The organism is Afipia sp. P52-10, from assembly GCF_000516555.1.
Taxonomy (GTDB): domain Bacteria; phylum Pseudomonadota; class Alphaproteobacteria; order Rhizobiales; family Xanthobacteraceae; genus P52-10.
In genome coordinates this window covers 1,341,626-1,362,487 of the sequence record NZ_AZSJ01000003.1, presented here as the reverse complement: position 1 = coordinate 1,362,487, position 20,862 = coordinate 1,341,626, and the positions used below count along the sequence as shown (strand labels likewise).

The window sequence follows — 20,862 nt, the reverse complement described above, 5'->3', positions numbered from 1 at the left end:
TTCAGTCTGAATCCGCTGCAAACGGCGGATCGGTCTCAGGCGCGATGGTAAGGATGGCCGGCCAGGATCGTTGCCGCCCGGTAAAGCTGCTCCATCAGCATGATCCGCACCAATTGATGCGGCCATGTTGCCGAGCCGAACGCGAACGATGCTTTCACCCTGCGCCGCAATTCAGGCGAAAGTCCGTCCGCTCCGCCGATGATGAATACAACGGTCCCGCTTGATTCGTCTCGCCAGCGGCCGAGCTGAGCGGCGAAGGTGGCGCTGTCGATCGCCTTGCCGCGTTCGTCCATGGCCACAGCGATGGCGCCTTCGGGAATGAGAGCCGTGATCGCGGCGGCCTCTTCGCTCATGCGGGTGGATGTATCGCGGGCGCGGCTCTCGGTGATTTCGTGTACCTCCAGGCCGCGGAAGCCGAGCTTGCGCGAGAGGTCGGCGAACCGCTCGCGATAGCGATCGACGAGTTCCCTTTCCGGTCCGGCTTTCAGCCGGCCGACAGCAATCACGATCAGGCGCATGGTCGCCCCTCGGCAGGACAGATCAGCGCAGGTCTAGGGCGAAGGGCTCGATTGCGACATTGGCATCCTCTGGCGGCAAACGTGCCTGCAAATGTTGAAATCAAAGGACCACTCACACGCACAATACAAAGTGGAGGCTTGGATTTGGCAGCCGCCTTCGTCAGTCCCGCAGCCAGCGGGACGCGGACGTCAAACCTGCTCCACTAACTCGCCTTCGGGACCGGCCGCACGGGCGTCCACATTTTCTCGAGGCTGTAGAACGTGCGAACCTCGGGTCGGAAGACATGGACGATCACGTCGCCCGTATCGATCAGAACCCAGTCGCAGTTCGGCAGGCCTTCGACGTGAATGCCTTTCAAACCGGCCTCGCCAAGATCCTTCATCACGTTCTCAGCGATCGCGCCGACGTGCCGGTTGGCCCGGCCGCTGGTGACGATCATGTAGTCTGCGATGCTGGATTTGCCGCGGAGGTCGATGGTGACGGTGTCCTCTGCCTTCATGTCGTCGAGGCGGGCGAGGATCATCTTCAGGGCCTGTTCGGCGTCGGGCCGGGCCTTGGTGGCTGCGGCGGACGCGGAGGTTTGGTTGGCCCGGGTGACTGCGGGTTTAGCCGAGGCTGAAGAAGCAACAGGAGATGTTGTCAGGACCTTTCCTTTCACTGCGTCGTGTCACTACGTCACTACAAAACGAGACTGCGTCACTCCGAAACCGGAGGCACGCGCCGCATGTGTGGTTCTCTCTCCCGCGAAGCGCGCCAGGGTCACTTCATCGTGGGCGCCGAATCCGCCAGCGGCCCACACCCATCCTATCCATGTAAGGTTAATGGTTTCAATGTCCAGATGATGTCAGACCGATTGCTTTATCTGACTTCTGATGTGCGTCGATGACAGCGGTGACTTCATGCCACGCAGGAACACCCATGCCGGCGGGCGGAAATCCGCCAACTGTGCCGCCCGGCTCTCGGTGTGACGAAACTTTGACAGAGCCTGTGCGGCAGGTGATGCGAGCGCGCGCAGGCTGTCGGACGGCCGGTCGATCACGGCGATCGGCAGAGCGGCCGCGATGCCCTGCCAGTTCCGCCAGCGGTGAAACTGGGCGAGGTTGTCGGCGCCCATCAGCCAGACGAAACGGAGGGTCGGGAACTTGCGGCGAAGCGCTATGACGGTATCGATGGTGTAGCGGGTGCTGATCAGCGCCTCGAGCCCGGTGACGTCGATGCGCGGATGGTTGGCGACGGCGCGGGCCGCGGCGATCCGCTCACCAAGCGGCGGCAGCGCCCGGGTGTCCTTCAGCGGGTTGCCGGGCGAGACCAGCCACCATACCCGATCGAGCTGCAGACGTTTCAGCGCGAACAGGCTCAGCGCACGATGCGCCGCGTGCGGCGGATTGAACGATCCGCCGAGCAGGCCGATGCGCAGGCCATCGGTGGTGAGGGGAAAGGCGATCCGCTCGGCGACGGTCACGGACGGGTCTGGCCGGTGCCCAGCACGCGATACTTGAAGCTCGTCAGCTGTTCGGCGCCCACCGGGCCGCGTGCATGAAACTTGCCGGTGGCGATGCCGATCTCGCCGCCGAAGCCGAACTCGCCGCCATCGGCGAACTGGGTCGAGGCATTGTGCAGCACGATCGCCGAGTCGATCTCGTCCAGGAAGCGCTGCGCGGTGGCGCCGTCGTCGGTGACGATCGAGTCGGTGTGGTGCGAGCCGTACTTTTCGATGTGGGCGATCGCGTCGTCGACGCCATCGACGATTTTCACCGCGATCACCGCGTCGAGATATTCGGTGCTCCAGTCCTCGTCGGTCGCGGGCTTGACGCGCGGGTCCGCGGCCTGCACGGCGGCGTCGCCGCGCACTTCGCAACCCGCCTCGATCAAGGCGTCGATCAGCGGCTTCAGATGCGTCGGTGCAGCGGCCTTGTCGACCAACAGCGTTTCGGCGGCGCCGCAGACGCCGGTGCGGCGCATCTTGGCGTTGATGACGATCGACTTGGCCATCGCCAGATCGGCGGCGCCATCGATGTAGACGTGGCACAGGCCTTCGAGATGGGCGAACACTGGCACGCGCGCTTCGGCCTGCACGCGGGCGACCAGGCTCTTGCCGCCGCGCGGCACGATCACGTCGATCGATCCGTCGAGGCCGGCGAGCATCATGCCGACGGCGGCGCGGTCGCGGGTCGGCACGAGCACGATCGCGTCTTCCGGCAGCTTCGCTTCGCGCAAGCCGGCGATCATGCAGTCGTGCAGCGCGCGGCAGGAGCGGAAGCTTTCCGAGCCGCCGCGCAGGATCACCGCGTTGCCGGCCTTCAGGCACAGCGCGCCGGCATCGGCCGCGACGTTGGGGCGGCTCTCGAAGATCACGCCGATGACTCCAAGCGGCACGCGCATCCGCTCGATTGTCATGCCGTTCGGGCGGGTCCAGGTCTCGGTGACGACACCGACGGGATCGGAAATCTTGCGGATGTCATCGATCGCCTGGGCGATACCCTCGACCCGCTTGGGGTCCAGCGTCAGTCGGTCGATGAAGGAGCCGGTGGTCCCGTTCGCGCGCGCGTCGGCTACGTCCTCGGCGTTGGCGGCGAGGATCGTTGCCGCATTGGCGCGGATCGCACGGGCGATCGCCTCGAGCGCGCGGTTCTTCCGATCCGGCGGCGTCAGCGCGAGCACGCGGGCGGCAGCGCGGGCGCGGCGGCCGAGGTCGTGCATCAGCGTGGCGAGGTCGTCGGGAGCGTCGATGGCTTTCAGCGAGGCGGTCATGGTTGAAGCTTTTTCCGGGCGCATGGCTTGCGGCCGCATCATTGCCGCCGGACCATGCTTAAGGCCATGTCCTAGCACGCAAATTCGCGGCTCGCCACCGCTGCCGCCGCATTGCTGATGGTGCATTGGCCCGCTCAGCAGCCGCATATGGGGAGCCGGCAGGGGGCAGGACAAGATGGTGCAAAGGCCCGCAAACCCGCCGAAAGCCGTTAACATCTGCCGGGTGGCGCTCGCGAGCCGCGCAAGGTCGGTCAATGGCCGACCTGGTCCGGGACAGCCGAGCTGGGGCAGAGCCGGTTCCAGCCGGTCGTTTCGCGAGCTTTTCAGGTCTTTCGGATATGCCGGTCCAGACCTTGCTCAGGTCTCGGGCCTTGCTCAGGTCTTGGGCCTGGGGCCGATCACCAGGTCGTCGCGGTGGATCATTTCGGCACGGCCGCCGATCTCGAGGATGGTCAGGATATCCCCCGACGAACGACCCTTGATCCGCTCCGCATCGTCCGCGTCGTAGGCGACCAGGCCGCGGCCGATCTCGTGGCCGTCAGGGCCGCGCACCACCACTGCGTCACCGCGGGCGAAACGCCCCTCGATCCGGATCACGCCTGCGGGCAACAGGCTCTTGCCGGCGCGCAACGCCGACACCGCGCCGGCGTCGATCGTCAGCGTCCCCTTGGCTTCCAGCGTGCCGGCGATCCAGCGCTTGCGCGAGGTCACCGGGTTGGCCGCGGTCATGAACCAGGTGCAGCGGCGGCCCTTGGCGATCGCCTGCAGCGGGTGGTCGATCTTGCCCGAGGCGATGATCATGTGCGCCCCGGCGCCGACGGCGATCTTCGCCGCCTCGATCTTGGTGCGCATGCCGCCGCGCGACAGCTCCGATCCGGCCGCACCGGCCATCGCCTCGATCTCGGCAGTGATCGCATCGACACGCGGAATCAGCTTCGCATTGTTGTCGGCGGTCGGCGGCGCGTCATAGAGGCCGTCGATGTCCGACAGCAGGATCAGCAGGTCGGCGCTGGCCATGCTGGCGACGCGTGCGGCGAGACGGTCGTTGTCGCCGTAGCGGATTTCGCTGGTGGCGATGGTGTCGTTCTCGTTGATCACCGGGACCGCGCGCCAGTCGAGCAGCTTGCCGATGGTCGAGCGTGCGTTGAGGTAGCGGCGCCGTTCTTCGGTGTCGTTCAGGGTCAGCAGGATCTGTCCCGCCTCGATCCCGTGCTGGCCGAGCACCTCCGACCAGATTCGCGCCAGGGCGATCTGGCCGACCGCCGCCGCTCCCTGGCTCTCCTCGAGCTTCAGCGCGCCGCGCGGCAGCTTCAGCCGGCTGCGGCCGAGCGCGATCGAGCCGGACGAGACCACCAGCACATCGCGGCCCTGGCCGTGCAGCTTGGCGATGTCCTCGGCGAGCGCCACCAGCCAGGATCGCTTGACGCGCCCCGCCGCCGAATCGACCAGCAGGGACGATCCGACCTTGATGACGATGCGTTTGAAATCCTTGAGGGCAGGCAGCGGCATAGGAACAAGCGATGACAGGGGTTCTGGCCGCGGCGCGGCCTGTCCTTCCCCTGTCACAGGACGCCTGCTTTGGCAATCGGCGCGTCGTCCGTGATAAGCAGCGGCCAGGCGCGATCGGGGGAAGTGGTGATGGCCATGCCGACCAGAGCGATGCAACAGGTGCCGGCCGGCGCGGGACAGGCCGGCCGGGCCCTCAGCCAGCGCGAGACCGAACGCTACGCCGAGGCGGCGCTGGTCAACGCCAAGCGCGAAGGACTGCTGCTTGCGGTGCGCGCCCGCTGGACCGCGCTTGCCGTGATCGCGGTGATGTCGGTGGTGGTCAATCCGTACTGGGACGTCCTTTACTACGAAGCCATGCTCTTGGTGTTCGCGCTGATCGGCTGGGCGCAGCTCAAGGTCGGCCGCGTCGGCCGGTCGGGCACGGAAATCCTGCTGATCTTTTGCGATCTCGCGGTGCTCACCTTCATCATCGTCGTGCCGAATCCGTGGCGGACGATCGAGTGGCCCGCGCCTGCGGCGCTGCACTTCAACAATTTCCTCTACTTCTTCGTGCTGCTCGCCAGCGCGCCACTCGCCTATTCCTGGCGGACGCTGGTGGCGATGGGCGTCTGGGCATCGGCGCTCTGGTGCGTCGGCGTGTTCTGGCTCTGGCTGCAGCCGGTCGATCCGGCGCTGACCGAGCGGTTGCGCGCAGCGCTCGGCGGCGACGAGCGGCTGTTGCGCGTGGTCGATCCGAACTCTCTCTATCTGCAGGGGCGATTCCAGGAAATCGTGACGCTGATGATCGTCGCGGCGACGCTGGCCGTCGCAGTGCGGCGCTCGCACAATCTGTTGCTCAACCACGCTTCGGTGGAGCGCGAGCGAACGAATCTCGCGCGCTATTTCTCGCCGACGGTGGTGCAGGAACTGTCGAAGAATGACGAGCCGCTGAAGCAGGTCCGCACCCAGAACGTCGCGGTGTTGTTCGTCGATATCATCGGCTTTACGGCATTTGCCGACGGCAAGCAGCCGGAGGAGATCATCGGCACGCTGCGGGAGTTTCACGGCCTGATGGAGCACGAGGTGTTTCAGCATGGCGGCACCCTCGACAAGTATCTCGGCGACGGACTGATGGCGACCTTCGGCACGCCGTTCGCGGGCGTCAGCGATGCGTGGAACGCGCTGCGTTGCGCGCAGGCGATGATCGCCACGGTGGCGGCGTTCAATCATCGACGCGAAGCGCGCGGTCAGCCGCCGATCCACGCCGGCTTCGGCCTGCATTACGGGCCGGTGGTGCTTGGCGACATCGGTGCGCACCGGCTGGAGTTCGCGGTGATCGGCAGCACGGTGAATGCGGCGAGCCGGCTCGAGGCGCTGACGCGGCAGCTCGGCTGCGTGCTGGTGGCGAGCGATGCGCTGGTTGCCAAGGTGCGCAGCGAGGCGGACGATACGGAGATCGAGCGGATGCGGCTCGTGGCGCATCCGGCGCAGGTCGTCCGGGGCCTCGAACAGCCGATCGGCATCTGGATCAGGACGGCGTGAGGCCAAGGGCCGTCGGGTTGCCGCGTGGGCTTACCTCTCCCCGCCAGCGGGGAGAGGCCGGATTGCGATAGCAATCCGGGTGAGGGGTCTGAGAAACGGCCCCTCATCCCGACCTTCTCTGCGCAAACGGGGAGAAGGAGTAGACTGCGCGACGCCCTGGAATGACGCCCACGTCTGTCGCGTTAGCCGAGCACGTCCTTGTTGACCACATTGTCACGGATCGGATTGCCGTCGAACGCGGAGAGGATGTTCTTCGCGGTTTGCAGGCTCATCCGGTCCTGCGCCTCGCGCGTCACGCCGGCCAGGTGCGGCGCGGTGATGACATTGTTCAGCTTGAACAGCGGATTGTCCGCCGGAGGCGGCTCCTGTGCGAACACGTCGAGGCCGGCGCCGGCGAGCTTGCCGGTGGTGAGCGCGGCGTGCAGCGCCGCCTCGTCGACGATACCGCCGCGGGCGGTGTTGATCAGGAACGCCGTCGGCTTCATCTTGGCAAGGCGCGTGGCATTGAACAGGCCGACGGTCTCCGGCGATTTCGGGCAGTGGATGCTGACGAAATCGGCGCGTGGCAGCGCGGCGTCGAGATCGCTCACCGGCTCGGCGCCTGCGGCGGAGATCTCCGCTGCGCTCTTGAACGGGTCATAGACCAGCACGTTCATTTCCATGGCGAGGCAGCGCTTCACCGTGCGGGTGCCGATGCGGCCGAAGCCGACCACCAGCACGGTCTTGCCGAGGACGTCGGCGGGAATGGTGTTGATGCGGTCGCGCCAGCGGTTTTCCTTCACCAGCGCATCGAGCTCCGCGGCGCGCTTGGCCAGCGCCAGCATCATGAACAGCGCCGCCTCCGCCACCGAGGGCGAGTTGGCGATGCCGGTGGTCATCAACGGAATCTTGCGCTTGTTCAGCGCCGGAATATCGACCGCGTCGAAGCCGACGCCGATCCGGGTGACGACGCGCATGTCGCCGGAGGAGTTGAGCTCGTTCTCGCCGAACGGCGTGCCGCCGAGCGCGACCGCGTGCACCGGCGCATGCTGCTGCAGCAAGGTGTTGAAATCGGGAGAGGAGATGGCGTTGGGAAAAGTGATGGTCTCGATGTCGCTGCGCTCCTTCAGCACGGCCATGCCGCTCGCCGAAAAGGTCTCAGTGACAAGCACTTTCTTCTTGTTCGTCGCCATCGCGTTTCCTCGCAGGTGTTTTGGCCGCTCCCTTCGCCGTATCGCAAAGCCGCGCCTTCGGCAACTCGATGTCGCAGGGCGGGCAGGGCCCTTGCCGCTCGGCGGCCGAGAGGGCAGTCTTGCGCGCCGCGACTGTTTCGCATTCCGGCATGCGGGGAGCAAAGTCCTCGCTGCCGAGACGACCCTGAAGGAGGACCGCCCCGTGACCAACCCGGCCAACGAACCCTTGCCTGCCTCGGTGCTGGAAGCGCTGAAGCGCTTCGATACGCCGACGATCTGCAACGCGATGGAGGTGGTCGCGCCGGATCGGCGGCTGACGGGGTATACGGTGAAACCGCTGGTGTGTCCGTTTCCCGATCTGCCGCCGATCGTCGGCTATGCCCGCACGGCGACGATCCGCGCCGCATCGCTGCCGCGGCTGCAGGGCGCCGCGGCGCGTGATCAGCGCGCAGCCTATTATGAGTATGTCGGCAGTGGCTCCGGGCCGCGCATCAGCGTGATCCAGGATCTCGATGGCGCCAATGTCGGCTATGGCGCATTCTGGGGCGAAGTGAACAGCGCGGTGCATAAGGCGCTCGGTTGTCTCGGCGTCGTTACCGACGGGTCGATCCGCGACATCCCGCAATGGGCGCCGGAGTTTCAGGCGCTGGCGGGCTCGATCGGCCCCTCGCATGCGCATGTGCATCTCGCAGGCTTCGGCGAGGACGTCAATGTGGCAGGCATGGCGGTGCGGTCCGGCGATCTGATCCACGCCGATCGCCATGGCGCGATCGTCATTCCGTTCGACATCGCAGCGAAGCTGCCGGCCGCCGCCGAACTGCTGGCGCGGCGCGAGGAGGTGATTCTGGAGATCGCACGCAGCCCGTCGTTCACCATCGAGACGCTGAAGGCGGCGATGGCGAAGTCGGCGGAGATACACTGACGGCGCGCTTCTTTGCCCTCCTTGCGGGGAGGGTAGCGAGTATCGCTGGCAAGTTGACGCAGCCAGCGTAAACTTGGCGGCGTGCGGACCGGGGGAGGGTGCGAGCGTATCCACGCCCTCCGCCGTCATTCTGTGGCGCGAGCGCATCCACACCCTCCGCCGTCATTCCGGGGCGCGCCACTTGGCGCGAACCCGGAATCCATAGCCCCTGTGTGCATGAGTGTGGCGCAACGCCGATGATCTTGATGCCTCATGGTGAGGAGCGCGGCATGCGCGTCTCGAACCATGAGGCCTCAGAAGATACCAAAGAGATTCCGGGCAACCTTGGCCTCATCCTTCGAGACGCTTGCTTCGCAAGCTCCTCAGGATGAGGATCAGCGCCAAGCAGCGCGCGATGGGCTTCACTGGCCAGGCCACTTCCCTTGCAAGGCCATCAGCGCTGTGCATCCTCACTTGTACCGGGCGTATGGGTTCCGGGTTCATCGCTTGGCGATGCCCCGGAACGACGCCGCAAGTTTGCGCGCGCTCCTTGAGCGATGGCGGCGCCGCCGCTTGACAATATTCCTATCATGCTTATAGTCCTAATTGTCCTGCCCCGATGCGAGGGGCGTTCGCGATCGTCACGACCGCGGGGCGGGATGCGGTGGCCGCAGGGCGCCGCTCGATCCGGATCGGGCGTTCTGCTTTCGGCGGAGCGGTCGGCCGGTGACGGCGGCGGCGTCTTGCGGACGGCCCAAGTCGCGTGATCCCGGCGCATCGCCTTGCGCCATGGTGCGGCGCGTAAGCGCTCGCTCTCTCCCCTCGCAAGACAGGAGAGGCAGCCTGCGCCAAAACTGGAGTGGTGGTGAACCAGGATCGGTCACCGGGGGTCAACGCGGAGCGAGCCGTTCCAACCATCGCGTGCGGAACGCCGGCTGCTGTCCGGCGTGACCGTGGTGGCTAACTCGTGTGCTTGTTTTCATTTGCACGCGAGGCTGCGGACGCGCTGAAGCGTCCGGCGTTCCGCGCGCCCTCGTCATCGGGGGCGGAGCGTTGCCATGCCGGGAGCCGGGTAAACCGGAGCTCGGCGCCGCAACCCTCGGGCATTCCGTGCCGCGAGAATGCGAACGTGTGTTTGCAATCCTGAAAGGACGCGCGCCTTCCAAATGAGACGATCGCTGTTGGAACGTTGGCTGTTTGACAATCCGGGGACTCTCCTCATGGAGGAGCGCGGCACGCATCATCCCGAAAAGTGGGAGCCGGTTTTCGGATGGGATGATGCGCAAATCAGCATCGCGTCTCGAACCATGAGGCCACAGGTGGCACGGCTCTACGGACTTATCGTCACGGCTTCTTCACGCGTTGCATTTCCAATGCGAGCAACACCCGCAAGTTCGAAACAACGGCAGAAAGCTGGGTGGGCGCATCAACCCATTTGGCGTCATTCCGGGGCGCGAGCACAGCTCGCGAGCCCGGAATCCATAACCCCTGTGCTGATCAGTCTGCCGCGACGGCCATGATCTTGGATCATATGAAACAGCGCGTGCGATGTTTTCACTTACAAGGGCACTGGCGCCGCGTGCCATCACGCACACCGGGCGTATGGGTTCCGGGCCCGCGCCAAGAGGCGCGTCCCGGAACGACGGCAGGGAGTGGAGCGGCGCTGTTCTTTGACCTCTCACCGTTTGCGGGAAGAGAAGCGCAGGCATCAACTCCGCCGTCATTTCGGGGCGCGAGCAACACCCGCAAGTTCGAAAGAACGCAGAAGGCTGGGTGGGCGCAGCTGGGTAGACGCATCACCCCCATTTGGTGTCATTCCGGGGCGCGAGCACCGCTCGCGAGCCCGGAATCCATAGCCCCTGTGCTGATCAGTCTGCCGTTACGGCCATGATCTTGGATCATATGAAACAGCGCGCCCGATGGGCTTTCCTAACAAGGTCACCGGCGCCATGCGCCGTCACACCCGCCGGGCGTCTTGGGTTCCGGGTTCGCGCGAAATCGCGCGTCCCGGAACGACGGCTCAAGAGGGGAGCGAATGCATCAATACTGGCCGCCGTTCAGTCCAGAGGGGAGCGCATCAACACGCTCATGCCGCTCATGGGCGTTCACCCAGAGCATCGCCGTATCTCTCCGCGCGCGGGAGATGCCGCGTGCAAGCGCGCCACGCGAGGGGTTCGGCATGACGCGCGCCGCCCTCCAGAGGTTTTCGCAGTACAGCCCGGCATTGATCGCGCCGGGAGCGCCATCACGGCGACCAAGGCGCGGCTTCGGCCGCGTTCTTTGCTTTCGGCGTGCGCGAGGCATCGCCAACAACCCCGAGCAGCGCGCGCAATGCCGCTTCCACGCCTTCGCCGGTGGCGGCCGAGAGGACCAGCGGCGTCTTCTTCGCCGCCCGTTTCAGCCGCGCAAGCTGCTGCTTCAGCTCCTCCGGCGTCAGCGCGTCGGCCTTGTTCAGCGCGACGATCTCGGTCTTCTCGGCGAGGCCCTGATCGTAGGCTTCGAGCTCGGCGCGCACGGTCTTGTAGGTCTTGCCCGCGTGCTCGCTGGTGCCGTCGACCAGGTGCAGCAGGGCGCGGCAGCGCTCCACATGGCCGAGGAAACGGTCGCCGAGGCCCGCGCCCTCATGCGCGCCTTCGATCAGGCCGGGGATGTCGGCAAGCACGAATTCGCGGCCGTCGATCCGCACCACGCCGAGTTGCGGGTGCAGCGTGGTAAATGGATAGTCGGCGATCTTCGGCTTCGCCGCGCTGCTTGCGGCCAGGAAGGTGGATTTGCCGGCATTCGGCAGGCCGATCAGGCCCGCATCCGCGATCAGCTTCAGCCGCAGCCAGATCCAGCGCTCTTCGCCCGGCTGGCCGGGGTTGGCGTGGCGGGGCGCGCGGTTGGTGGAGGATTTGAAGTGCGCGTTGCCGAAGCCGCCATTGCCGCCCTCGGCGATGGTGAAGGTCTGGCCGAGATCGGTGAAGTCGAACAGCATGGTCTCGCGGTCTTCGTCGAACACCTGGGTTCCGACCGGAACCTTGAGGATGATGTTCTTGCCGTTGGCGCCATGGCGATCCTTGCCCATGCCGTGCACGCCCTTCTGCGCCTTGAAGTGCTGCTGGTAGCGGTAGTCGATCAACGTGTTCAGGCCATCGACGGATTCGATGATCACATCGCCGCCCTTGCCACCGTTGCCGCCGTTGGGGCCGCCGAATTCGATAAACTTCTCGCGGCGGAACGCCACGCAGCCGTTGCCGCCGTCGCCGGAGCGAATATAGACCTTGGCTTCGTCGAGGAACTTCATGGCGTCTGCTGCTGTTCGAATCGGGTGCGCGTCAACACCGTATTGACGTGCGGGAAGTCGCCGCCGCGCGGCTTCGCGTAAAGGGTCGTGTCGCCGTCGCGGACGAACCCCACCTTCTCCTGAACCCGTAGCGAAGCCACATTCTCGGCGAAGGCACCAGAATAGATAGCATCCGCATCGCTCGACTTGAAGATATGTTGAACGAAAGCGCGGACGGTTTCGGTCATAAACCCCCGTCCCCAGTAAGGTTCTCCGATCCAGTAGCCGATATTGGGGCCGGCGCCGCGCTGGAGGCTCCCGGCCTCGCGCTGGCGGACGCCGATCACCCCGATCAGCGCGTCGCTATGGGTGATGGCGCGGACCTCCTCGGCCAGCTCCGGATCGTGGGTCGTCGCCGCGGCCACGAACCATTCGGCGTCGGCCAGCCTGTAAGGCCACGGCGGCGACGACAGGTAGCGGATCACGGGCCAGCTGTTGAACAGCGCGAACAGCGGCGCAGCGTCAGGATGCCGCAAGGGGCGCAGCAGCAGACGTTGCGTCGGGATGGTGAGGGTGTCGTCGAGCAGGGGCATGGCGGCTCGCTATTCAGTCGGCAGGTGTTTCGTATGCGCGTTGTCGGCTTGCGGCGCGCGGGCATTGTCCGTAGCGTCGCAACAAAGGCCGGCGGAACGAGATCGGCCAGAACCGGGAAGCGCCCAAGTCATCATGACGATTCTTCCGTCGCAGGGTTCGCGCGTCGGCCGCCTGCAATCGGCAGCTCTGCCATCGACGGTCACGGCCGGCATTCTCCTGATGCTGGCGAGCATCACACTGTACTCCTGTCTCGATGCGCTGGCGAAGTGGACGGTCACCGTCTACGCCGCCGCGCAGTTTCTGCTGATCCGCAGCACCACCTCGATCGCGGTGCTGCTGCCGTTCGTCGCGCGCAACAACTTCGCCGCGCTTCGCAACGTGCCGCGGCCGGGCCTGCAGGTAGCGCGCGTGGCGCTGTCGATTACCGAGGTGATGCTGTTCTTCACCGCGGTCTACTATCTGCCGCTCGCCGAGACGATCACCTGCTACCTGTCGTCGCCGATCATCGTCGTCGCGCTTTCGGCGCTGTTCCTCGGCGAGAAAGTCGGCTGGCGGCGCTGGCTTGCGGTGCTGGCCGGCTTCATCGGCGTCGTCATTGCGATGCGACCGGAGGCGGCATCGATCTCGTTCGGGGCGCTGATCGCGCTGGCAGGCGCGTTCTGCTCGGCCGTGCTGATGATCGTCACCCGGCAGCTCCGGGGAACGTCGCAGACGTTCCTCGCCTTCAGCCAGATCAGCGGCACGTTGCTGTTCGGCGCCGTCGTTGCGCCGTTCCAGTGGGTGACGCCGCAGTGGCCGCATGTCGGCATCTTCCTCGTCGCGGGCATCGTCAGCGTCGTGGCGCTGCTGTGCGTCAACCGCGCCCTGATGCTGGCACCGGCCAGCGTGCTGGCGCCGTTCAAGTTCACGGCGATCCTGTGGGCGGCCCTGTTCGGCTATCTCGCCTTTGGCGACGTCCCGCGGCTGACGACGATCGTCGGTGCCGCGATCATCGTCAGCGCGGGGCTGTACATCTTCATGCGCGAGCGCAAGCTTGCGCGCGAGGAGCCGGTGGTGACGCCGCAGCCCGCCTAAGCGCGCTGCTCCGCGCCCGAGCACGATCGTCGCCGGTATGCATCGCGCCAGCTCTTCAGCGACGACCAGACGCCGCGGTCGAGGCGGAAGCGATCCACCGGCGTCGAGGAGCCAAGCGAGACGATCTTGCGCAGTTCGACGCCGGTCCACTGGAAGCCGCACTTCTCCAGCACCCGGCGCGAGGCGGGGTTGACGACGCGGGCGCCGGCGCGCAACTCGCCGTGGCCGAAGGCCTCGAACGCATAGTCGATCATCGCGCGCGCGGCTTCGGTGGCATAGCCCTGTCCCCAATAGGGGACGCCGAGCCAGTAGCCCAGTTCGGGACAGCCGCCGCGTCCGATATCGATCGCTGCGACGCCGAGCGGATCGCCGAGTCGGGTGATCAAAAAGGTGGTATCGCGCGGTTGCGCTGCGACGGAATGAACGAAGCGTTCCGCGTCGGTCTGCGAATAGGGAAACGGAATTCGTGCCGTATTCTGTGCAACGCGGCGATCGTTCGCGAGGCGCGCGATTGCTTTTACGTCCGCGAGCGTCGGCCTGCGCAATTCAAGCCGCTCGGTCTCGAGGACGACGCGACACGTCTCATCGAAGATGGGGGATGGTCTCTCCAGCAACATGGTCAGGCTCCCTAGATCAGGTTTGGCGCATGATGCCGGCGTCGGCATCCTGCGCGGATTGGCGTCCCCCGACCGCCAAAATCAAAAGGGGGAGCCGGTTTCCCGTCTCCCCCTTTGAGAGCCTTGATGGGCTCCGCCGGTTCAACAGGACCCGGCGGAACGCAATGTCTCCACCGTTTTACTCTGCCGCCTCAACCATCGGAATGACCGATACGTAGGTACGGCCCTTGCCTTTGGTACGGAACACGACATGACCTTCTGCTTTCGCAAAAAGGGTATGATCGGTGCCCATGCCGACGTTGACGCCGGGATGCCACTGGGTGCCGCGCTGGCGCGCGATGATGTTGCCCGGAACGACGTGTTCGCCGCCGAACGTCTTGATGCCGAGGCGCTTGCCGGCTGAATCGCGCCCGTTGCGCGACGAACCGCCTGCCTTTTTATGAGCCATTGCTCGTCTCCGAATTCGTCCTAGCTTGTAACCCGATTCCTTGACGGAATCATTTCAAATCTCGTTACGCTTCCTGCTCTTTTGAGGGCTTCTTGGCGGCGGCCTTCTTGGCCGGTGCCTTCGCCTTCGTCTCGCCGGAAGCCTTCTTGGCTGGCGCCTTCTTCGCAGGCGTGTCGCCATCAGCGGTCTTCGCCTCGACCGGAGCCTTTTCCTTCTTCGGGCGCGGGCCCACCGAAGGCGCCTTGCCGTCGGTCAGGATCTCGGTGACGCGGATCACCGTGATCTCGTCGCGGTAGCCGCGCTTGCGGCGCGAATTCTTGCGGCGGCGCTTCTTGAACGCGATCACCTTGGCGCCGCGCTTGTGGTCCAGCACTTCCGCTGCCACCGACGCGCCGGCTACGGTCGGTGCACCGAGCACCGGCGTATCGCCGCCCACGACGAGAACTTCACCCAGCTGCACGATCGTACCGACATCGCCGGCGATCTTGCCAATCTCAAGCACATCATCCGGCACGACGCGGTACTGGCGGCCGCCGGTTTTGATGACTGCGAACATCGTTCTAATCCTTCGTGTTCATGTCTCCGTCGCTCGGATCGTGATCCGGCGCGGCTTTTTGTCAGTCGGTTATGGTGGTGTCCGGCAGCCCTCTTCTTGAAAGAACCGGGGCGTGCCAAAACAAACGGCGCAAGAAGCCCCGCGCCGGGTTGGCGGACTTATAGCCGCTGACGGATTAGAGTCAAGGAAAGCTCAGCCAAAATCGCCCTGAAATGAAAGATTTAGCCCGATTTCGGCGCGCCGAGGGGCGTATGAGGGCGATCGTCTCTATCCCTTTGAAACCAAACTGGTTCCTCCGCGGTTGATGCTGCAGCACGGACTGACAGGAGGGGGCAGCATGGCTGACGAACCATCAACCGCCGGAATCGGCAAGCACGGAGCCGACCGGCTGCCCTCGGTGGACATCGACAGCTACAATATCGAGCTGCGGGACGATGAGGGTTTCGTCGGCGACCGTGCCAGCAAGGGCGCTTTCCACGCCATCGTCGAGAACTGGCGCAAGCCGTTGCGCAAGGCGGGCGATGATCCGTTTGGCAACAAATCCTCCGAGGAACTCAGCAAAAGCGAACTCGACGAGATCCTGGCCGGCGACGACGCCGAGGCGACGGCGGTCGTGCTTGGCGCCGTCGAGGAGTTTGCCCAGGAACTCGCCCATGTCACGCGGCGGTTTCTGAAGACCAAAGCCTGGAAAGGCACGGAGGCGATCGTGGTCGGCGGCGGCTTCCGCCTCAGCCGGATCGGCGAGATCGCCATTGCCCGGGCCGGCCTGATCCTGAAAGCCGACGGCGAAAAAGTGGTGCTGGTTCCGATCCGTCATCATCCCGACGAAGCCGGGCTGATCGGCTGCCTGCATCTCGGGCCGTCATGGATTTTCGAGGCCTACGACACGATTCTGGCGGTCGACATCGGCGGCACCAACATTCGTTGCGGCGTTGTTGAATCGCGGCAGGACAAGGCCCCGGACCTGTCGAAGGCGCGGGTGTGGAAGTCGCAGCTCTGGCGCCATGCGGACGATGAGCCGACGCGGGGAAACGCGGTGAAGAAGTTGGCGAAAATGCTCAAGGAACTGATCAAGCAGGCTGAAGATGAGACGTTCAAGCTCGCACCATTCATCGGCGTGTCGTGTCCGGGCGTGATCAATGTGGACGGTTCGATCGAAAAGGGCGCGCAGAACCTTCCCGGCAACTGGGAGAGCAGCAAGTTCAACCTGCCGGCGGCCCTGGTTGAGGCGATCCCTGAGATCGGCGGCCATGATACGACAGTGCTGATGCACAATGACGGCGTGGTGCAGGGGTTGAGCGAAGTGCCGTTCATGCAGACGTTCAAGCGCTGGGGCGTGCTCACGATCGGCACCGGTCTCGGCAATGCGCGCTTCACCATGCGCAAGATCAAGGCCAAGGAAAAGGGCAAGGACGAGCGCGAGAAGGAAAAGGCCTGAGAACTCAGACGTGGAGGATGGCATGAATCCGGAACGGAGCGGTGCGCAGCCGAAGATCGCACGCATCTGGCGCGGACGGACCACCGCAGCGCGCGCCGACGCCTACGCGGCTTATCTCTATGAGCACGGCATCAAGCCGCTGGAGCAGAAGGCGCTTGGCGTCCAGATGCTGCGGGAGGACCGCGAGGGCGAGAGCGAGTTCGTCACCATCTCCTACTGGGAGAGCGTCGAGGCAATGTCGCGGTTCGCAGGCAGCGATCCCCGCCGCATTCATCATCTTGATCGCGATGCGGAGTTCCTGATCGCCCTGCCTGAGGCGGTGCAGATCCTCAAGATCGCCGCAAGCTCCGGCCGGACCGGCTGAGCGACGCGCGGGCCGGAATTTCTGCGGATTTCCCGAACGATCGGGCCGAAAAGCGCGGCCGAGGCGCGGCCAAGATGTCGCCTGGCGTTGTCCTGATGCGGGCTTTTGGGCTGCGAGGCGAAAAACCGTCACCAAGCGCCTTGTCCGACGCGCAAACCTCGCTTAGAACGGCCCCGCAACCGGGCGGCTAGACCGCCTGCTTCGCCGCTGGAGAGGTGGCTGAGTGGTTGAAAGCACCGCACTCGAAATGCGGCATACGGGCAACTGTATCGGGGGTTCGAATCCCTCCCTCTCCGCCAAACATGCCGATTGCCCTCTACAGCGCGATATTGCCGCCGATCACCGCATTCCACCAATCGGCATGCAAAACCGCCGATTCTACGCTACAGCCCGATAAAACTCGAGAGCCAGCGAACGGCAGTTTGCGCCCCCATGTCGGCCACCGGAACCAGAGAGGGCGACGCCGAAAGCGGTCGTTTCAGCCGTGAACGGTTTCTCCGCGTTCTAGCATACCTACGAAGTCCCTAATTTTTCGGGCTCTGGTCTCAGCCTTCTTCACCGCACCAATCCGATACAAGATCGCATATCGGTTAGCGCCAGTGAGCGTAGCGAAGAAAGCTGCGGCCTTCGGGTTCGCATCGAGCGCGGTCTGCAAATCCGGTGGAACCTCAGCTTTGCTCGCTGGTGCATACGCTGCTTCCCATCTGCCATCTGCCATCGCTTTATCAATTTCCAACTGTCCAGACGCCTGCATGCGCCCCGCTGAGATCAGTTCCAGCGCGCGTTTCCGATTTTCATCCGACCACTTGCTGCGCGGTCGGCGCGGGGTAAAGCGAACCAACCAGCTATCAGCGTCGTACTTGTCGAGTTGGCCGTCGATCCAGCCATAGCAAAGGGCACTGTCGATCGCCTGAGCTTTGGTGACGCTTGCGACGCTCGAACCCTTCTTACGAAATCTAATCCAAGCACCGCTGGAATCGCTCGGTTGCTCCGCCAACCAGCTCTCCAGTGCAATTTGATCCGCAAATGAAACTATCGGAAGGCCAGAACGCAATTCAGTCATTCTCTACCCTTAGCGCGGCTTGTGGGTTCGAAAGGTCCGCTTCTGTTAACCCGGGTCTAATAGCTGTCGATCTAGAAACTACCCCATTGTAGCTCCTCGTGCGTATCTCAATTTTAGAGGGCTATAGCGTAGGTGTAGTTCTCCGTTTCGTCGCTCTCGGCCCGCCACTGCATTTTGTTTCCGCCGACGATAACGAGTTCAGACGGCCCCACGGCACGGTCGAGCTCCTCGCTTCATATCGCGTTGCGCAGGCGGCCGCTGTGCGGCCGCCCCGGCGAGAGTGCTGAAGACGGCCTACCGCTTGCGCGGTTGGTTGTCGTCGATGACCTTCTGATAGGCGGCGAGGTCGAGGAAGGCTTCAGCCTCGACGACCGAGCCATCTTCCATCCGAAAGATCCAGACGAACTGGTTGCGGTAGGGCGCTCCCGATGTCGTGGTGGCTGAAGCGTCGAAGCGGATGATGACCCTGTCACCTGCGGCCCAGATATGATGCACGTCCGGCCTCAGTGGACTTGCGAGGCGGCTGACGAGGGGGGCCGAAGCGCGCTGCACGAAATCCTCGACGCCGACGTAGGTGCCGGCGACCGGGCCGGAGCCATGAATCGTCCAGCGGGCATTAGGGGAAAGAAGGTCGAAGACGTTGCCCCGGCCGGCACCCCAGCCTTCGAAAGCCTGTCGAACGATGGCTTCGTTCTGCGCCTCGATTTCGGCAGTCGGCACAGCTGCGGTCCTGGCGTGCGCTGGCGTGACGGCGACGATGAACGCCAAAGCGATGAGCAGATCGCGGGCGACGGCCGTTGCATTTCCGATCGGCAGGAGAAAGGTCATGGGATCACTCCATTCTTTTGAGGTTGCTGGTGTGTTCGGGGCCGCCATTGCAGCCCCGAACGGAGCTGCGTGCGAAGCCGCGACGCATCGGCCCGTTCGGCTTCAATGGCGCGATGCGGTCGGTCGGATGGTGATCTCGCTGGTATCGACGCCGGCAGGAGCTTCGATCACCTGCCGGACGGCGCGTGCGATATCGGCAGGCTGGAGCGCAACCGCGCGGTAGGCGTCCATCACCGCCATCGTCTCTTGATGCGTGATGGTCGAGGCAAGCTCGCTTTCCACGACGCCGGGATTGACGCAGGTGACGCGGATGTTCGTGCTTTCCTGCCGTAACCCGTCCGAGATCGCGCGGACCGCAAACTTGGTCGCGCAATAGACGGCGGCAGTCGGCACCACCGACAGCGCTCCAATGGAGCCGATATTGATGATCTGACCGCCGCCCTGTGCTTCCATGACCGGCAGGACCGCACCGATCCCCCAGAGCACGCCCTTGATGTTGACGTCGACCATGCGCTCCCATTCATCGAGCTTGCCGGCGGCGAGCGGCGACAGCGGCATCACGCCGGCATTATTGATCAGGACGTCGATGCGGCCCCACATGTCCACGGCGGCTTCGGCGAAGGCGGCCATGGACTGGCGCTCGCTGACATCCAGCATTCGGGCCTCGGCGACTCCGCCTGCCTCGCGGATTTCCGCCGCCACGGCTTCGACGCGCTTCAGGCGTCGGGCGCCGAGCAACATCGTCGCGCCGGCCCCACCAAGCTCCCTGGCAATACCTTCGCCGATACCGCTGGACGCCCCGGTAATCAGGATAATCTTGTCCATGCTGTGCTCCCTGCATGCGTTCAGGGGGACGATGGACGCTCGCGACTGACGCTGGTATCCGTCATATGCTGGACTGGTTGGTTAGCGGTGCTGGACAATGAAGATCGACCTCAACCTCCTGCCGTTGTTTCTCGCCGTGGCGGAAGAGCACAATTTCCGCGCCGCCGCCGATCGCCTCGGCGTGACTCGCTCGGCCGTCAGTCAGGGGATACGGCGGTTGGAGGATGCCTTTGACACCGCCCTTGTGATGCGCACGACACGTTCCGTGCGACTGACGGAAGCGGGCGAGCATCTGGTTGATGCGCTGTCGCGACCTCTTTCCGACATCGGTGCGGCACTCGAAGGCGTGGCCGCCGAGAGCGCGCCACGCGGTCTGCTCAGGATCGCCGCAACTTCGATTGCAGAGAAGTTTCTATCAGGGCCGCTCATCGCCTCGTTCGCAGCCGCCCACCCCGGGGTGACCATCGACGTCACGGTCACGGACGAGGAATTCGATATCGTCGCCGCCGGCTTTGACGCCGGCGTTAGGCTAGGCGAGGTCATCGAGCAGGACATGATCGCCATTCCCATAACCGGCGATCAGCGAGAAATGGTGGTCGCAGCCCCGGTCTATCTCGCCACCCACGGCGCACCGGCACACCCGCGCGAGCTTGTCGATCATCGCTGCATCGGCTGGCGCCCGGCACCGAACGTTGCGCCATATCGCTGGGAGTTCGAGGAGAATGGTGTGCCCTTCGACGTCGCGGTCGAACCACAGATCACCACCAATGATCTGCGCCTGATGATCCGCACCGCGCTCGCCGGAGGCGGCATCACCTTTGCGTTGGAAGAGACCTTCCGACCGTTTGTGGAAGCCGGGAAACTCGTGCCGCTGCTTGAAGATTTCCTGCCGCCCTTTCCCGGCATTTTTCTGTACTTTCCCCAACGTCGCAATATGGCGCCCAAGATGCGCGCCTTGATCGAACATGTACGAGGCTGGCGATAACGCGCGGGTCTAACAGAAAGGTTAGAGAGCTATAGCGTAGACGTCGTTCTCCGAATTCATCGCTCATGCGATCGCCGATGCAACCATGCTGCGGGCCCTGCGGCGTTTCCTCGGAGAAGGGCCGTGATCCGTCGCAATACGCGATGCTGATGCGCCGTGCCGCTGGGGCATCCAAAGAATGCCGCTTTCAGCCGCACCCTTCGACATCGTTCCGGTTCGGTTTCGCCCCAAATCGATCAGCGGCGCACTGTTGCGAACAGAGGTCGCTCAGGCCGTTTGATCTCGGATCGACCGCCCACGACGTGCAGAGCGCTTCCTCAAGGCGCCGGAATTCATTGCGTGACAGATGTGGCCACGCCGCGTGCGCGTGCATGACTTGCGCGTGACGTATTGGTGTGGCGCCGCGCGACGGGCTGTCACAGCTGGCGACTA

The 20,862-nt window shown here is 64.6% G+C and carries 20 protein-coding genes and 1 tRNA gene; 7 read left to right on the top strand and 14 right to left on the bottom strand.

The window, feature by feature from the left end; translation table 11 throughout:
• Nucleotides 1-35: 35 nt before the first annotated feature.
• The 5 genes from rlmH to proB form a co-directional block, all read right to left on the bottom strand.
• The gene (gene rlmH / locus X566_RS07760) at nucleotides 36-518 is read right to left on the bottom strand and encodes a 23S rRNA (pseudouridine(1915)-N(3))-methyltransferase RlmH (protein ID WP_034464979.1); all 483 of its coding nucleotides are present in this window, start codon (nucleotides 516-518) and stop codon (nucleotides 36-38) included.
• A gap of 203 nt (nucleotides 519-721) precedes the next feature.
• On the bottom strand, nucleotides 722-1,042 hold the full coding sequence (gene rsfS / locus X566_RS07755; RefSeq protein ID WP_081740097.1) for a ribosome silencing factor: 321 nt from the start codon (nucleotides 1,040-1,042) through the stop codon (nucleotides 722-724).
• A 321-nt stretch (nucleotides 1,043-1,363) separates the two neighbouring features.
• Nucleotides 1,364-1,981 (bottom strand): nicotinate-nucleotide adenylyltransferase, encoded by a 618-nt coding sequence (locus X566_RS07750; protein ID WP_034464977.1) that lies wholly within the window; start codon nucleotides 1,979-1,981, stop codon nucleotides 1,364-1,366.
• Nucleotides 1,978-3,270 (bottom strand): glutamate-5-semialdehyde dehydrogenase, encoded by a 1,293-nt coding sequence (locus X566_RS07745; protein ID WP_034468186.1) that lies wholly within the window; start codon nucleotides 3,268-3,270, stop codon nucleotides 1,978-1,980. Before X566_RS07745 ends, X566_RS07750 begins: the two co-directional genes overlap by 4 nt.
• A 375-nt stretch (nucleotides 3,271-3,645) precedes the next feature.
• Nucleotides 3,646-4,779, bottom strand: coding sequence for a glutamate 5-kinase (proB, locus tag X566_RS07740; RefSeq protein ID WP_034464974.1), 1,134 nt, complete (start codon nucleotides 4,777-4,779; stop codon nucleotides 3,646-3,648).
• 129 nt (nucleotides 4,780-4,908) lie between these two features.
• Here proB and X566_RS07735 point away from each other — a divergent pair, with 129 nt between their 5' ends.
• On the top strand, nucleotides 4,909-6,300 hold the full coding sequence (locus X566_RS07735; protein WP_034464971.1) for an adenylate/guanylate cyclase domain-containing protein: 1,392 nt from the start codon (nucleotides 4,909-4,911) through the stop codon (nucleotides 6,298-6,300).
• Between the two features lie 182 nt (nucleotides 6,301-6,482).
• Here X566_RS07735 and X566_RS07730 read toward each other — a convergent pair whose 3' ends face one another.
• Nucleotides 6,483-7,472 (bottom strand): hydroxyacid dehydrogenase, encoded by a 990-nt coding sequence (locus X566_RS07730; protein WP_034464969.1) that lies wholly within the window; start codon nucleotides 7,470-7,472, stop codon nucleotides 6,483-6,485.
• Nucleotides 7,473-7,674: 202 nt separating this feature from the next.
• Between X566_RS07730 and X566_RS07725 the strand changes: the two genes are divergently transcribed.
• A complete protein-coding gene (locus X566_RS07725) occupies nucleotides 7,675-8,394 on the top strand; it encodes an RraA family protein (protein ID WP_034468185.1) in 720 nt (239 codons plus the stop codon).
• A 2,224-nt stretch (nucleotides 8,395-10,618) separates the two neighbouring features.
• Here X566_RS07725 and obgE read toward each other — a convergent pair.
• Complete coding sequence (gene obgE / locus X566_RS07720; RefSeq protein ID WP_034464967.1) at nucleotides 10,619-11,659, bottom strand: GTPase ObgE; 1,041 nt, start codon at nucleotides 11,657-11,659, stop codon at nucleotides 10,619-10,621.
• Nucleotides 11,656-12,231 (bottom strand): GNAT family N-acetyltransferase, encoded by a 576-nt coding sequence (locus X566_RS23880; protein ID WP_051443948.1) that lies wholly within the window; start codon nucleotides 12,229-12,231, stop codon nucleotides 11,656-11,658. The genes obgE and X566_RS23880 overlap by 4 nt, the downstream gene beginning before the upstream one ends.
• Nucleotides 12,232-12,364: 133 nt before the next feature.
• Here X566_RS23880 and X566_RS07710 point away from each other — a divergent pair, with 133 nt between their 5' ends.
• Nucleotides 12,365-13,306, top strand: coding sequence for a DMT family transporter (locus X566_RS07710; RefSeq protein ID WP_034464965.1), 942 nt, complete (start codon nucleotides 12,365-12,367; stop codon nucleotides 13,304-13,306).
• Here the strand turns inward: X566_RS07710 and X566_RS07705 are convergent.
• The 3 genes from X566_RS07705 to rplU form a co-directional block, all read right to left on the bottom strand.
• Nucleotides 13,303-13,923: a GNAT family N-acetyltransferase gene (locus tag X566_RS07705; protein WP_034464962.1), complete on the bottom strand. Its 621-nt coding sequence runs from the start codon at nucleotides 13,921-13,923 to the stop codon at nucleotides 13,303-13,305. The genes X566_RS07710 and X566_RS07705 overlap by 4 nt on opposite strands.
• A 178-nt stretch (nucleotides 13,924-14,101) precedes the next feature.
• The gene (rpmA, locus tag X566_RS07700; RefSeq protein ID WP_034464960.1) at nucleotides 14,102-14,371 is read right to left on the bottom strand and encodes a 50S ribosomal protein L27; all 270 of its coding nucleotides are present in this window, start codon (nucleotides 14,369-14,371) and stop codon (nucleotides 14,102-14,104) included.
• 64 nt (nucleotides 14,372-14,435) lie between these two features.
• Nucleotides 14,436-14,927, bottom strand: a complete 492-nt coding sequence (gene rplU / locus X566_RS07695) for a 50S ribosomal protein L21 (RefSeq protein WP_034464958.1) — start codon at nucleotides 14,925-14,927, stop codon at nucleotides 14,436-14,438.
• Between the two features lie 337 nt (nucleotides 14,928-15,264).
• Between rplU and X566_RS07690 the strand changes: the two genes are divergently transcribed.
• From X566_RS07690 to X566_RS07680, 3 genes are all read left to right on the top strand, one after another.
• Nucleotides 15,265-16,365: an ROK family protein gene (locus X566_RS07690; protein WP_034464955.1), complete on the top strand. Its 1,101-nt coding sequence runs from the start codon at nucleotides 15,265-15,267 to the stop codon at nucleotides 16,363-16,365.
• A gap of 22 nt (nucleotides 16,366-16,387) precedes the next feature.
• Nucleotides 16,388-16,729: an antibiotic biosynthesis monooxygenase gene (locus tag X566_RS07685; protein WP_034464954.1), complete on the top strand. Its 342-nt coding sequence runs from the start codon at nucleotides 16,388-16,390 to the stop codon at nucleotides 16,727-16,729.
• A 209-nt stretch (nucleotides 16,730-16,938) separates the two neighbouring features.
• Nucleotides 16,939-17,028 (top strand) — tRNA-Ser (locus X566_RS07680).
• A 179-nt stretch (nucleotides 17,029-17,207) separates the two neighbouring features.
• Here the strand turns inward: X566_RS07680 and X566_RS07675 are convergent.
• The 3 genes from X566_RS07675 to X566_RS07665 all read right to left on the bottom strand — a co-directional run bounded on the left by X566_RS07675 (nucleotide 17,208) and on the right by X566_RS07665 (nucleotide 19,445).
• Nucleotides 17,208-17,792: a YdeI family protein gene (locus X566_RS07675; protein WP_034464952.1), complete on the bottom strand. Its 585-nt coding sequence runs from the start codon at nucleotides 17,790-17,792 to the stop codon at nucleotides 17,208-17,210.
• A 294-nt stretch (nucleotides 17,793-18,086) separates the two neighbouring features.
• Entirely contained in the window at nucleotides 18,087-18,620 is a 534-nt protein-coding gene (locus tag X566_RS07670) for a nuclear transport factor 2 family protein (protein ID WP_051443947.1), read from the bottom strand.
• Between the two features lie 102 nt (nucleotides 18,621-18,722).
• Nucleotides 18,723-19,445: an SDR family oxidoreductase gene (locus X566_RS07665; protein WP_034464949.1), complete on the bottom strand. Its 723-nt coding sequence runs from the start codon at nucleotides 19,443-19,445 to the stop codon at nucleotides 18,723-18,725.
• A 97-nt stretch (nucleotides 19,446-19,542) separates the two neighbouring features.
• Here X566_RS07665 and X566_RS07660 point away from each other — a divergent pair, with 97 nt between their 5' ends.
• Nucleotides 19,543-20,430 carry a LysR family transcriptional regulator gene (locus X566_RS07660; protein ID WP_034464947.1) on the top strand — a complete coding sequence of 296 codons (888 nt, stop codon included), beginning with the start codon at nucleotides 19,543-19,545 and terminating at the stop codon, nucleotides 20,428-20,430.
• Nucleotides 20,431-20,862: the final 432 nt, after the last annotated feature.